Source organism: Methylotenera sp. (genome assembly GCF_029945705.1).
In the GTDB taxonomy this organism is placed as follows: Bacteria; Pseudomonadota; Gammaproteobacteria; order Burkholderiales; family Methylophilaceae; genus Methylotenera.
In genome coordinates this window covers 67,022-79,768 of sequence record NZ_JAQSDC010000050.1, presented here as the reverse complement: position 1 = coordinate 79,768, position 12,747 = coordinate 67,022, and the positions used below count along the sequence as shown (strand labels likewise).

Sequence of the window (12,747 nt, the reverse complement as noted above, 5' to 3'; positions counted from 1 at the left end):
TTAATTAAGGTGCTGAAGCTACAAAGCCTGATTGATCACCAATGACTCCGCCAATACAGGCTGGATGGTCACCAAGTGCTGCAAAGGTACCTGATAATTTCAATTTTTCAACTTGCGTCACTGAGGCTGCCGGTTGCATCGCTAAGATTTGGCGCATCTTCCATACAAATGCGTGATCTGTACATGAAGTGTCGCCAGACACACCAATGCCGCCAATTTTCACACCATTTTTGTAAAGAGGTAAACCACCACCAAAGACGTTAACACCACCTACGCGAGTACCAACCAATGGATCATTCGCTTTGCCAAAGTTTGCTGGCGAACCTTTATAGGCTGCTGCAGCATCTACAGGGTTGCTTTCTTGTAAGCCATATAAACTGCCGCCTGGCTGAACTGCAGCATATAAAGCGCCGCTAGAAATGGCTAGGCCATTTAAGCTGAATGCATTACCAGTATTCGCTTTTTGAGCAGAAATGACACGACTACCTAACCACTGTGAATTACCTGCTAGTTCACCTTTAACCCCCGTGTTAACTACAGCGCAAACTTTACCCGTTTCATCTACAAACGTAGCCCACATATTTAGGTCTAGGCCGCCAGTATTACCGAATGCGCGCGTGAAATTTGCTGCTTGTTGTAAAGCTGTATATGAAATATCTGCACAACCAGCGTTGGCGTTTACTGTAAACACACCTGCTAGCAGCGCAAATGTTAAACCTGCGATTTTCTTGGTCATTTAATTCTCTCCTTGAGAAATTAAGTTATTTAATAAAATGAGATAATGAGTGTGGTGGAATATTTATTTGAAAAATATTACGAAACCAATAATAGTCCAAAAAAATTGAATGAAATATCCCCTAAATAGGAGTAGTCAGATGAACTTTTATTGACAGGAGATTAGATAAGCACAGACAAACTTAGTTAGTTTGGGTAAATGGTAGCTTAGATGAAAGTTTGCTTGGGTAAAGCGGTAAGACTTATTAAATAAGGTTATATAAAAAATCTTATTTAATAAGTGATTAAGATTTGGCCTAGCTCGTCTATTTAAAGTAACTTAAAGAGAGATAAACTGGTGAGCTGCACAAATGATTTTTGAGCCGCTTCCATAATGGTTTGTTGCTTTGCTAAGTCAGAAAGCGCACTGGCATAGTCAGTATCTTGTAAATTTGAGAGCGATTTACTGTATTGCAATGCGCGGTCAGATCCAGCGTTATCTAGGTTGTCGATTTCATTGAGTTTTGCACCTACATCAGCACGTACATTCAATACATTATCGACGGAGCCTTTTAAGCTACCTATCGCTGTCGATAATCCAGTGTTGTACGCAGCTTGAGTTGCGGCATTGGTAATCGGTGTATTGAGTAAAGTGACTAAATTACTCAGAGTAGCAAATATATCATTACCACCAGCTTGGAATACATTATCGCCAGTTGCGTTAACCGCCATTTGACGTTGTGAATCAACTTGTAGTAACTGCTGATTGCTATCCCCAGCGTAAGTAGCCCCTGTGGCGCCAGCAACAAACGGCGTAGTGCTGGATTTAAAACCAGCATAGAGGTAGCTTCCAGAGGCATCTTGCGTATTGGCAAGCCCAATTAGTGCATCTAAAGAGCCTTTTAATTCAGAGGCAATAAAGCCTCTTTCTGTATCAGATAGTGTTCCATTTCCCGCGCCAACTAATGAAGACTGTGTGGAAACAAGTAAATTGGTCACACTAGTTAAATTAGATTCTAGAGTATTCAGCTTGAGTTGCGCTGTTTGACGAGTATCAGCAAATTTTGAATTAGCAGTTTTTGCCGATGAGATCTCTAATGCACGTGCCGCTGCAACAGGGTCATCTGAAGGCGATGAAATACGACGGCCGGTAGAAATTTGTTCTTGTAATTTAGCCTGATCAGATTGTAAATTGCTGATTCTAGAGATGCCAGTTTGATATATAGTGTTGGTGCTAATACGCATGATTTTTCCTTAAGCTTGACCTATCTACCTAATTGCAACAAAGTATCAAAGAGTTGAGAGGCGATTTGCATCATCTTGCCTGCGGCCTGATAGGCCTGCTGGTAGCGTAGTAAGTTGGTTGCTTCTTCATCCAAGTTGACACCTGACTCTGACTGCATCGCTGTAGTAGCTTGATCTAATACTTGAGCTTCAGCAGCAGAGGTGATTTTTAACTCACGTGTTTTATTGCCTACACCGTTGACCATTTCAGCAAAAGCAGTTGAATAACTAGTGGTGCTGTTATTCAGTGTGCCTTGAGTTTGCAAGCCTGCGAGTAGCAAGCCGTTGCGGTTATCACTTGGGCCACTTGGACCACTTGCTGATATTGTAAAATTATCCCCATTTGCCGGCGTGCCTGTCATGGCAAAACTTAATCCACCTACAGATATAGTTGCACCACTAGTGTAAGTGATTGGTGAGCCTGGTGGAAATACGGTTGGAACGCCTGCCACAGTGACCGTCACTGGTTGTGTTGAGGGTGCAAGTGTCAGTGTACCTGGCATGCTAGATGAATAAGTCAGCCCCAATGTACCCGTTGAGGTGCTGCCTGCTGGACTGATGCTTGCAGTGCCTGTATTCGTTGTATTAGCGACTGAACTTAGTGTAGAGCTACCAATGGCCAGTTTTTTGGCGTCGGTGATGGCTAAACTAATGGTTGTTGCTGCATTTCTAGTTGGACGTATGACAAAATTGTCACCTTGAGTGAATGAACCAGAAGTAAGATTAAAGCTCACTCCGTCAACTGTTTGTGGCAGTGCGCTAAAGCTCTGTACGCTGCTATCGCCGAGGCGGGTTATTTTGTATGGATTTGCTGGATCAGAACTCGGGTCGTATTGCAAACGGTAATCGCTGCTAGTCACGGCTCTAGCATCAATAATCTGACTAGTCACAACTGCATTGCTCGTAAGGTTGTTATTAATGCTGCTGCTTACAACAGGCGTAGGGACATTAAATAAATCACCACCAGCATTACCATTTAAGTCTATGCCTTGTTTATGTTGTGTATTAAATGTATCGGCAAGCACGAGTGCAAGCTGTCCAACTTGATTTTGTACTGTGTCTAATGATTCTGATCTAAATTGAAGTAAGCCGCCGATTGCACCGCCAGGTAAGCTACTTCCACCTAGAACTGTGGATTTACCTGATGATTGATAGGAGATTTCTAGCCGAGTTGGGTCAGTGGGTGAGCTTGCGGTAGTGAGCGACATTAGGCTTTTACCAATCACCAAAGGCAAGCCATTACCTACGTAAATATTGTAACTACCTTGCCCCTGCGGCACTACCGTAGTTTTGATTTGTTTGCTTAGCTCTGTCACCAGTTGATCGCGCTGATCCATTAGGTCGTTCGGCGGGTTGCCATTACTACTGATTGCAGTTTCAATAGAGTTGTTTAATGATGCGATTTGTTTAGCATAGGTATTCACCAGGCTAACGCTTGCTGTTAGCTCAGTATTAACGTCACTACGCACCTCATTAAGACGGCTGCTAGTGCTCTGCAAGCGGTTAACCAGAGATTGCGCATAAGACAACATGGATTGTCTGCTAGGTATGTCGCTTGGATTGGCTGCTAAGTCACTCACACTGCTAAAGAAGCTAGAAATGGCTGGATTTAGGCCAGCAGACGCATCAGACAACATGTTATCAATGTTGCTAAGTTGGCTGGCATATATATCGCTACTAGCGCTGGCAGCTTGGCTGCTGACTACTTGCTTGGCGAGTATTTCATTAAATGCGCGTGAAATGCCCGCAACTTCAGTGCCTTGACCAATGTAGCCATTACCTGAACTTTGTGCTTGAGCGGCAGCCTGCACGACTACTTGCCTTGAGTAGCCTGGCGTCGAAGCATTAGCAATGTTGTGACCCGTTGTGCTTAGGCCAACTTGAGCTGCTGCAAGTGCGCTTTTTCCTATACTTAATATGTCAGCCATGATATTTACTCTTTAGAAAACTTGTGTACAACTATGATGACGGTCAGGAAATAGAAAACTTTAGACCACTCATTTTAATTTAATTAATTTGGGCCTTAATGCTTACCTTAAAAGTATTGTGAAGTTACAATTTTTATGCGGTAATTGTTAAGGAATCACTTTCTGTATCACGTTGGCAAGTTTGCTTGCGTAATTAGGGTCAGTCGCATAACCTGCGTTTTGCATGGCTTGCGCATAGCCATTCACGCTATCTAAGTTTGCCATCACTTTATTGTAGCGTGGGTTGTTATTCATCATATTGGCAAAATCTTTGAACGAATCTGCGTAGCTGTCATAAGCCCTAAATTTTTCTATACGTTTTTGTTTTACGCCGTGGATGTATTCAGTGGTGGTAGCTTCTACCACTTTGCCATCCCAATTGCCTGAGGCTTTAATGCCGAATAGGTTATTACTTGGCGTGCCATCTGCGCCTTTTAATTCACGTTTCCCCCAACCACTTTCAAGTGCGGCTTGACCCAACATTAGGTGGGCAGGCACGCCAGTTGTGCGGCTGGCTTCCTCAGCGTGTTTAGCCATACGATTTTTAAACTCAGTAGTACTATCAGCAGGTGATTTAGCATCCACTTTGTTATTAATTAATGAGGATTCTGTAGGCGAGTTTTTATAATCAATCAGTGCTTTAAAATCTTGGAGATTATTAACAGGCTTATTATTACTTGGCGATAAAGGGTTGCTGATAATTCCGTTAGCTTTTGTATCAGATGCTGATGGTGTATCGCTAACAGCTTGTTCCATGGTATTGGTCACGGGATTGCTGCCTTGGCTAAGTTGCCTAACCAGTACATCTGAAAGACCTAGTCCTTTTGAGGCTAGATTACTACTCAGTTGCTGATCCAGCATCGACGTGAATGTACGACTTTGTTCGTTATCAAAAGGGTTGTCTTGCGGTGAGGCTTCACGCATGCTTTTCAACATCATATTCATGAAAATTGCTTCAAACTGCTTAGCAACGCCTTTAATTGCTTCTGGAGAACTTTCTTTCGCAGCATTCTTTAAGCCATTTAAACCATTGGCATCAAAGGCTAATTTCCCAGATAAATCAGTGCTGTTAATCATGTTAAATGACCTCTAAATCCGCGTGCAGTGAGCCAGCGGCTTTCATGGCTTGCAAGATAGCAAGCAGGTCTTGTGGTGTCGCACCAATCGCATTGAGTGCCTTCACTACATCAGATAGATTAGCGCCGCTATTCAGTTTTAACACCTTGCCAGGCTCTTTGTTAATTTCAATTTGTGAGCGTGCTGTCGATACGGTTTGCCCACTTGATAGTGCGCCAGGCTGACTAATTACAGGGTCTGTGTTAATCACTACAGATAAATTTCCGTGTGATACTGCGCAGTTTTCCAGTGTGACCGCTTGATTCATCACCACAGAGCCAGTCCGAGCATTCATAATGATTTTGGCGTTAGTTGGAGCGGGCGCAACGTTAATTTTTTCTAAATCGGCAAGAAAGCTTACGCGGTTGCTATTGGCTGGCGCTTGCACATGAATTACGCGGCCATCTTGTGCTAAAGCTGTATTTGCACCAAAGCGTTTATTAATCGCATCTACTACTAATGATGCTGTTGAAAAATCTGACTCTTTCAGCTCAAGATTGACATTGTCTGATTGATTAATCGTATTAGGAATTGAGCGTTCTACCGTGGCGCCATCAGAAATTCGACCTACACTCAGGTGATTTATTTGAGTTTGACTGCCGTTAGCTGAAGCACCAACACCACCTACCACTAAGTTACCTTGCGCCATAGCATAAATCTGATTATCAGCACCTTTAAGCGGTGTCATTAGCAATGTGCCGCCACGTAGGCTTTTTGCACTACCCATCGATGAAACAGTAACATCTAAAGTTTGGCCTGGCTGAGCGAAGGCGGGCAAGCTACCTGTAATAATTACTGAAGCCACGTTCTTCATTTGCACACTAGTGCCAGGCGGCAAATTAACGCCCATTTGCTGCATCATACTAATCATACTTTGCACGGTGTAGGGTGTTTGATCACCTGTACCATCTAAGCCCACTACAAGTCCGTAGCCGATTAACTGGTTGTTTCTCACGCCTTGAATCGTCGCTAAATCTTTTAGTCTCTCGGCATGGGCTGGTTGAATAAACAGAATACTAATGGAAAGAAGCATAAAGCTGATGTTGCGCCAAACTTTAGCGCGATTATTTGAGAGCTTATGTATCATGATGTTCATTAAAGCGCGCCCATACTTAGGAAAAAGCGTGCTACCAACACGGCAATACTTGCTGCATCCACTTTTGCATTAGTTCTATACTCAATACGGGCATCCGCCACCTTATTGGATGGTACAAAATTGCCAACCGTGATAGTGTCAGGACTGATAACACCAGAAAAACGCACAAACTCTGTGCCTTTATCAAATGAGATTTGCTTTTCACCACTTACTGACAAATTGCCGTTTGGTAATACATCTATTACAGTGACGGTAATCGAGCCATTAAATACATTACTGGCTTTAGCATCATCTTTTTCTTTGACTGAGTTAGATGAGCTACCTGCAAAGCTTGCTGCAGGTACGTTATGACCAAATAAACTGGTAATTGAATTGGCAGCTTTACCATCTTTACTCCCAGTACTTTCAGAATTTTTGGTAGTGTTAGTATTTTCTACTATGTTGATAGTGACAATATCTCCCACAAAACGTGGGCGACGGTCTTCAAATAAGGGGTGATAAGCAGCAACATTAAAAATAGCGCCATTATTAGATTTAACTGGCGCTACAGCAGTAGGTTTTGCTGTCGTCGGCTGCTTTACAACGGTAGTTGGGGTAAAAGCACATGCATTGAATAAAAGGCACGATGCTAACGCGATGCTTGTTAATGCTAAATGACAGACTTTACGATAATGAGTATTCAACATGGTTAACTCTTTTTTGCTTAAGTTATATTCAATTAATCTTCATTGAATCAGCATTACATCTGTGTCAATTTCTGCAGCATTTGATCAGATGTAGTAATAGCCTTACTATTAATTTCATAGGCACGTTGGGTTTGAATCATATTGACTAACTCTTCCACCACATTCACGTTAGACGTTTCAACGTAACCTTGAGTCAATAAGCCTGCACCGTTTGTACCAGGGTTATTTACCGTAGGGTTGCCAGAGGCTGTTGTTTCTACAAAAAGGTTTTCGCCTTTGCCCTGTAAGCCCGCAGTATTAATAAAGGTTGCCAGTTGCAAAGTGCCAATTTGTGTGGTGGCAGTTGAGCCTGTGGTGGTGATTGAAACCGTACCGTCGCGACCCACAGTAAAGCTTTCTGCATTGGCTGGAATGGTAATCGCTGGTTGAACAGGAAAGCCGCTAGAGGTCACTAGTTGACCTTGGCTATCTGTCTGGAAAGAGCCGTCTCTGGTGTAAGCGGTTGTGCCATCTGGCATCAATACTTGGAAAAAGCCTGCACCTTGAATAGCCACGTCTTTGTTGTTACTAGTTTGTTGTAAGTTACCTTGGCTAAAAATGCGTTCTGTTGCCACAGGTCTTACCCCTGTACCAAGCTGCAAGCCAGAAGGTAACTGAGTTTGTTGCGAAGTTTGTGCACCAGGCTGGCGGATGTTCTGATAGAGTAAGTCTTCAAACACTGCTCGCGAGCGCTTGAAACCATTGGTGCTAACGTTTGCCAAGTTGTTGGCAATCACGTCCATTTGTGTTTGTTGGGCATCTAGGCCAGTTTTTGAAATCCATAGTGAGCGTATCATTTTATTTCCTTTTAGCAAGACTTGCCAACAGAGCTGGTTTAGTAGTGCTTATCAGTTTATTCTGGTCAAAAATCAGCAGATGTTTCTTAAACACTACATAATCGCTGACTGATCTATTCGAATGCTATGAATCAATCTTAACCTAAGCTTACTCAACTCAAACTTAGGAGTTGAGCGGCTTTATTGGCGTTATTCTCAGCGCTTTGCATCAGCTTCATTTGTGTTTCAAATTGTCTAGCTAAACTAATCATAGACACCATCGCATCAATCACATTGACGTTACTGCTTTCCAGCGCACCACTGACAACATGCACGTTTGCATCGACTTCTGCTGGGTTGCCATTGCTCGTCACAAACAAGCCATCTTCAGCACGTACTAAGTCTGCTTCAGGTGGGTTAACCAACTTTAAGCGCCCCAATATATTGGATGCTCCTGGCTTAGCGCCATTTGCAACAGTCGAAACCGTGCCGTCTTTACCAATAGAAACTGCCACATCAGGTGGAATGCTGATAGGGCCACCATCACCCAATACGGTTAAGCCCGTAGCGGTTTGTAGCACGCCATTTTCACTGACTTTGAGTGAGCCGTTGCGTGTATAACCTTCAGAACCATCAGCACGTTGAATGGATAACCAACCTTTACCCTGAATCGCTACGTCTAAATCGCGGTTAGTTGATTGAATAGCGCCAGGGTTAAAGTCTGCGCCTACGGTAGAGTCCACTACAAATGCGCGCGTCGCTAACCCTTCGCTGATTACAGGCACGGCTCTGAACGAATCGACTTGTGCCTTAAAGCCAGTAGAGGTGACGTTGGCTAAGTTATGGGCAGTCGTCGCTTGTTGTTCAAGTATGTGTTTTGCGCCTGTCATTGCGGTATAAATCATGCGATCCATAGCGGCTCTCCTATTTCTTATTCACTATTAACGTAAGTTAACTAAAGTCTGTAAAACCTGATCTTGCGTTTTAATGGTTTGGGCATTGGCTTGATAATATCGTTGTGCCGTAATCATATTTACAAGCTCGGCAGTCAGGTCAGTATTGGAGTCTTCAACAGCGGAAGATTGCAGCACGCCTAGCGTCCCTGAGCTTGGCACGCCAACTAGTGGAGCACCAGATGTTGAACTTTCACTCCAAGCATTCCCACCAAGCGATTGCAGACCGTTGGGGTTTGCGAAGCTTGCAAGCACTACTTGACCTAAGGCTCTTGATTGACCATTGCTGTAGCGTCCAACAATTGTGCCATCTGCGCCAGTATTAAACCCAGCTAAACGCCCAGAAGTGTAACCATCTTGCGATAGGCTGTTGATGCTGAAGTTAGAACCAAATTGCGTGCTGCCAGAGTAGTCAATTGTTAGTGATACATTAGCTGCACCAGTTGCTACAGTAGGTACAGTCGCTGGAGGAATAGGTGGATTTTTTGGCGCAAATGTCACCGTAGTTGGGCTAGCTGGAACGCTTGTAGGATTAAGGCCTGTTCCTGACGCAGGGAAAGTCATTGTAGCGGTAGCCGTTGGCAATGTAGTTGTGGAAATACCATCTGCGGTTGTATATACCTTCCAAACGTTAGGACTTGGGTCTTTAACAAAATAGGTTTGTAGGGTGTGAGAGTTACCTAAACTATCAAAAACAGTAACGGCAGTTGAATCGTTGTAAGTGGTAGGATCCGTTGGGTCAAAAGGGGTCGTAGTGGGTACTGCTTTGCGGGAATCCAAATTCACTAGGCCAACTATTTTGGCTGTTGCTTGAGGTTGTAAATCTGAAGTGTTAATTTTTAGGTCAACTGGCGCACCTTTTTGTAGAGTGCCAGCCGCATCAGCAGCATAGCCAGTCAAACGCTTGCTTGCTGCATCTACAATAAAACCGTCTTTATCCATCTTAAATTGACCATTTCGTGAGTAGGTCACAGCTCCGTTATTAGTCATACGAAAGAACCCGCCACCATTAATCGCAATATCCAAGGAGTTGTTTGTACTAGTCACGTTCCCCTGCGTGAATTGTTGTGCAACAGTAGATAAATTAGTACCAATACCAATTTGTGTGCCGCCGCCACCAGTAAGTGAGTTGGCGAACACATCTGCAAACTCTGCACGTGATTGTTTAAAACCGACTGTATTGGCGTTGGCTACGTTGTTGCCGATGACTTCTAATTGTTTTGAAGCTGCGTTCAGACCACTCAAACCTTGTTGAAAACTCATGGTGTTCTCCTGTTATAAATATTTAATGATTGCTTTACATTTAATGTTTTTAATATGACTGACTGTCTAAAAAATTTCTTTTACGTCAGTGGTGCTAACGCTGGCTAAATTACTTAAATTTAATTTCACTCCGCTAGTGCTATTTGAAACACTCATCACTTCGGCATAATTAAGGCTTTCAGCCGCTACAGTCTGTCCTGCTGTAGTGGCTGTCACCTCAAATTTATAATTGCCTGTTTTTGCAACTGAACCATCATCAGCTAAGCCATCCCACTTCAATGGAAAGCTGCCAGCTTCTTGCGCACCTAAATTTAGTGATCTAATCGTTGTACCTGCAGAGTCTTTAATTGCCACGCTAAGTTTGTCTGCACCAATAGGCAGATCAACGCCAAAATAGCCACCAGTGCCAGTTGTAGAAACTGCCGTACCAGGCACTAAAACGCTATGGCCTATCATATTAGCTGCTTGGTAAGACTGACCAGATTGCATATTGCTCATCAGAGATTCCACAGTAGAGTTCAGCTTATTAATCCCCGTCACCGTCGAAAGCTGCGCCATTTGGCTGGTCACTTGTGCGTTGTCCATAGGGTTCAATGGATCTTGATTTTTCATCTGTGTGATAAGAAGGGTCATAAACCTATCTTGTGCTGTATCTACACTATCTTTTGTAGTGCTAGTCTTACCATTCACGCTATCAAGTAAGGCTTGAGAAGGGGTGTTTGAGGTGGTTTGTACTGTGGTCATAATATTTACCTTATGTTTTAAATATCAATTAGTTAAATAGTTGTTTGTTTCACATTTGCGCTGTCTACTGTTGTACTTTATTAATAGGACAGCCTACTGCTGTGCTCTACTAACAGGACAACTTATTGTTGTCCTATGGTCAATGTTTTAAGTAACATGGTTTTGGCGGCATTCATGGTTTCCACGTTGTTTTGGTAAGCACGTGAAGCAGAAATCATATTCACCATTTCCTCTGTCACATTAACGTTTGGCATGGTGACGTAACCTTTGTCGTTTGCCAGCGGATGCTTAGGGTCATACACCACTTTTGCGGGCGAGTTGTCTTCAATCACTTTAAGTACCTTTACGCCACTCGCATCCGGCGAACCCGTAGGTGTCGCACTAAACACCACTTGTTTGGCTTTGTAAGGCGTTCCGTTTGCGCTAGTGGCACTATCGGCATTGGCAAGATTGCTGGCAACCGTGTTTAAACGCTGTGCTTGCGCACTCATGGCTGAACCTGAAATATTAAATACGTTAAATAGAGACATTTTTTTATCCTATTCCAATAAAATTTAAGAACTTTGTAGCGCCGCTAACATTTGTTTTAACTGGGTGTTGATGAGCGTTAAGCTAGCTTCATAGCGAATACCATTGTCGGCAAACTGGTTGCGTTCTACATCCATGTCAACCGTGTTGCCATCTACGCTGCCTTGAATGATTGGGCGGAATAAAGGTTCACCTGCGGCAGTGCTAGTGTTGCTGTTGCCTGCACGAGTGCCATCTAAATGTAGCGGCGAAGTTTTTGCTGTTTGAAAAGCATCTTTATTAATGCCAGCAACGGCGCTCTGCATAGCCGCCTTAAAATCGATGTCGCGTGCTTTAAAGTTTGGGGTGTCAGCATTGGCAATATTTGCGGCAATCAGCTCTTGACGTTGACCACGTACTCTTAATGCGTTTTGATGAAAGCTTAAAGCTTCGTCTAATCTATTTAGCATGATGAATTCCTTTTATAACGGCATAAACTTTTATTCAAACTTGCTTAAAGAAAAGTCATTCATTGCCGATAACATAGTTGCAAACCACTTTTTGCAAACAATTTTTAGTACGTACAAGTCTAGAGTTGATAGAGTGACTTTGATTGCTCAAGTAAAAGGGTAAAACTTGCCCTTTTCTTAATTTTGCTATGCAGTTAACGCCGTAGAATACATATTGAGTTTTTACCATTGCTGTGGGATTCAATATGTTCAAACGCTATCAATTTAATGTATTTGCTGGTGTAATTATTTTTACTTTAATCAGCCCTGCAACTAGTTTTGCTGAGTCTGCCGCGCCTATTATTGGCGCTACAGCGCCCATGACTAAACAGAATTTAGCGATAATAAAAACAAAAATTACAGAATTTTTAGAGACACAGACGATTGGCTACCCTGGCAAAGTAAGCGTACATGCAGGTGCTATAGACCCTAACTTAAAGTTGGCGCAATGTCCTGATATGCAAGTTTTCATGCCAACAGGTAGTAGAGCATGGGGCAAAACCAGTGTGGGCGTGCGCTGCAATGCCCCGAATGTTTGGACGATTTATGTGCAAGCAACCGTGAATGTGATCGCGCAGTATTTGGTTGCGGCATCACCATTAGCACAAGGTCAAACGGTGACTGAGCAAGATATGATGTTTGAAAGTGGTGATTTAACACAGTTGCCAGCAGGTGTGTTTACTGAACAATCGCAAGCGATTGGACGTACTGTGAATATCTCGATGGGTGCTGGCGCTGTACTTAGACAAGAATTACTGAAAGTGGCACCTGTGGTACAACTAGGACAAACCGTGATGGTGACGTCTAAAGGTAAGGGTTTTAGTGTTTCAGCCGAAGGTCTATCAATGGCAAAGGCTAACGAGGGGCAGGTTGTGCAAGTTAAAGTCGCGAGTGGTCAAGTAGTGACCGGCATTGCAAGGAATGGTGGTCAAGTAGAAGTTGGATTTTGAGGTGAAGTTTAAAGCTAACTTCACGTTTTAAAGTGTTAATTTAAAAGGAATGAATAAAAAGCTTACAAAGTATTAAAGTTCGCTTAAACTATGCCGATATAAGCAATATGAATGCGTTAGTTGTACTTAAAAGTAGCGCAAGG

General features: G+C 43.1%; 13 protein-coding genes. 1 reads left to right on the top strand and 12 read right to left on the bottom strand.

What is annotated here, in order from left to right:
- Window positions 1-4: 4 nt before the first annotated feature.
- The 12 genes from PSU78_RS11320 to flgB form a co-directional block, all read right to left on the bottom strand.
- Window positions 5-736: a heme-binding protein gene (locus PSU78_RS11320; protein ID WP_300388050.1), complete on the bottom strand. Its 732-nt coding sequence runs from the start codon at window positions 734-736 to the stop codon at window positions 5-7.
- A 308-nt stretch (window positions 737-1,044) separates the two neighbouring features.
- On the bottom strand, window positions 1,045-1,959 hold the full coding sequence (gene flgL / locus PSU78_RS11315) for a flagellar hook-associated protein FlgL (protein WP_300388048.1): 915 nt from the start codon (window positions 1,957-1,959) through the stop codon (window positions 1,045-1,047).
- A gap of 20 nt (window positions 1,960-1,979) precedes the next feature.
- Window positions 1,980-3,926, bottom strand: a complete 1,947-nt coding sequence (gene flgK, locus PSU78_RS11310) for a flagellar hook-associated protein FlgK (RefSeq protein WP_300388046.1) — start codon at window positions 3,924-3,926, stop codon at window positions 1,980-1,982.
- 147 nt (window positions 3,927-4,073) lie between these two features.
- Window positions 4,074-5,042: a flagellar assembly peptidoglycan hydrolase FlgJ gene (gene flgJ, locus PSU78_RS11305; RefSeq protein ID WP_300388044.1), complete on the bottom strand. Its 969-nt coding sequence runs from the start codon at window positions 5,040-5,042 to the stop codon at window positions 4,074-4,076.
- A gap of 1 nt (window position 5,043) precedes the next feature.
- Window positions 5,044-6,177, bottom strand: coding sequence for a flagellar basal body P-ring protein FlgI (locus PSU78_RS11300; RefSeq protein WP_300388042.1), 1,134 nt, complete (start codon window positions 6,175-6,177; stop codon window positions 5,044-5,046).
- Window positions 6,177-6,863 carry a flagellar basal body L-ring protein FlgH gene (locus PSU78_RS11295; RefSeq protein WP_300388040.1) on the bottom strand — a complete coding sequence of 229 codons (687 nt, stop codon included), beginning with the start codon at window positions 6,861-6,863 and terminating at the stop codon, window positions 6,177-6,179. Before PSU78_RS11295 ends, PSU78_RS11300 begins: the two co-directional genes overlap by 1 nt.
- Before the next feature lie 53 nt (window positions 6,864-6,916).
- Window positions 6,917-7,699 carry a flagellar basal-body rod protein FlgG gene (gene flgG / locus PSU78_RS11290; RefSeq protein ID WP_300388039.1) on the bottom strand — a complete coding sequence of 261 codons (783 nt, stop codon included), beginning with the start codon at window positions 7,697-7,699 and terminating at the stop codon, window positions 6,917-6,919.
- A gap of 152 nt (window positions 7,700-7,851) precedes the next feature.
- Window positions 7,852-8,592 carry a flagellar basal-body rod protein FlgF gene (gene flgF / locus PSU78_RS11285; RefSeq protein ID WP_300388037.1) on the bottom strand — a complete coding sequence of 247 codons (741 nt, stop codon included), beginning with the start codon at window positions 8,590-8,592 and terminating at the stop codon, window positions 7,852-7,854.
- Between the two features lie 27 nt (window positions 8,593-8,619).
- Window positions 8,620-9,894, bottom strand: coding sequence for a flagellar hook protein FlgE (flgE, locus tag PSU78_RS11280; protein ID WP_300388035.1), 1,275 nt, complete (start codon window positions 9,892-9,894; stop codon window positions 8,620-8,622).
- 66 nt (window positions 9,895-9,960) lie between these two features.
- Window positions 9,961-10,638 (bottom strand): flagellar hook assembly protein FlgD, encoded by a 678-nt coding sequence (locus tag PSU78_RS11275; protein ID WP_300388033.1) that lies wholly within the window; start codon window positions 10,636-10,638, stop codon window positions 9,961-9,963.
- Between the two features lie 122 nt (window positions 10,639-10,760).
- Window positions 10,761-11,168 carry a flagellar basal body rod protein FlgC gene (flgC, locus tag PSU78_RS11270; protein ID WP_013148398.1) on the bottom strand — a complete coding sequence of 136 codons (408 nt, stop codon included), beginning with the start codon at window positions 11,166-11,168 and terminating at the stop codon, window positions 10,761-10,763.
- 24 nt (window positions 11,169-11,192) lie between these two features.
- On the bottom strand, window positions 11,193-11,615 hold the full coding sequence (gene flgB / locus PSU78_RS11265; RefSeq protein WP_300388030.1) for a flagellar basal body rod protein FlgB: 423 nt from the start codon (window positions 11,613-11,615) through the stop codon (window positions 11,193-11,195).
- A gap of 245 nt (window positions 11,616-11,860) precedes the next feature.
- On the opposite strand from flgB, the gene flgA reads away from it, so the two are divergent.
- Window positions 11,861-12,604, top strand: coding sequence for a flagellar basal body P-ring formation chaperone FlgA (gene flgA / locus PSU78_RS11260; RefSeq protein ID WP_300388028.1), 744 nt, complete (start codon window positions 11,861-11,863; stop codon window positions 12,602-12,604).
- The last annotated feature ends 143 nt before the right edge of the window (window positions 12,605-12,747 follow it).

Bases quoted from the DNA above. Each gene is read 5' to 3' on its own strand.
- flgL (WP_300388048.1), bottom strand. From the start codon at position 1,959: ATGCGTATTAGCACCAACACTATATATCAAACTGGCATCTCTAGAATC.
- flgK (WP_300388046.1), bottom strand. From the start codon at position 3,926: ATGGCTGACATATTAAGTATAGGAAAAAGCGCACTTGCAGCAGCTCAA.
- flgG (WP_300388039.1), bottom strand. From the start codon at position 7,699: ATGATACGCTCACTATGGATTTCAAAAACTGGCCTAGATGCCCAACAA.
- PSU78_RS11295 (WP_300388040.1), bottom strand. From the start codon at position 6,863: ATGTTGAATACTCATTATCGTAAAGTCTGTCATTTAGCATTAACAAGC.
- PSU78_RS11320 (WP_300388050.1), bottom strand. From the start codon at position 736: ATGACCAAGAAAATCGCAGGTTTAACATTTGCGCTGCTAGCAGGTGTG.
- PSU78_RS11275 (WP_300388033.1), bottom strand. From the start codon at position 10,638: ATGACCACAGTACAAACCACCTCAAACACCCCTTCTCAAGCCTTACTT.
- PSU78_RS11300 (WP_300388042.1), bottom strand. From the start codon at position 6,177: ATGAACATCATGATACATAAGCTCTCAAATAATCGCGCTAAAGTTTGG.
- flgF (WP_300388037.1), bottom strand. From the start codon at position 8,592: ATGGATCGCATGATTTATACCGCAATGACAGGCGCAAAACACATACTT.
- flgJ (WP_300388044.1), bottom strand. From the start codon at position 5,042: ATGATTAACAGCACTGATTTATCTGGGAAATTAGCCTTTGATGCCAAT.
- flgB (WP_300388030.1), bottom strand. From the start codon at position 11,615: ATGCTAAATAGATTAGACGAAGCTTTAAGCTTTCATCAAAACGCATTA.
- flgC (WP_013148398.1), bottom strand. From the start codon at position 11,168: ATGTCTCTATTTAACGTATTTAATATTTCAGGTTCAGCCATGAGTGCG.
- flgA (WP_300388028.1), top strand. From the start codon at position 11,861: ATGTTCAAACGCTATCAATTTAATGTATTTGCTGGTGTAATTATTTTT.
- flgE (WP_300388035.1), bottom strand. From the start codon at position 9,894: ATGAGTTTTCAACAAGGTTTGAGTGGTCTGAACGCAGCTTCAAAACAA.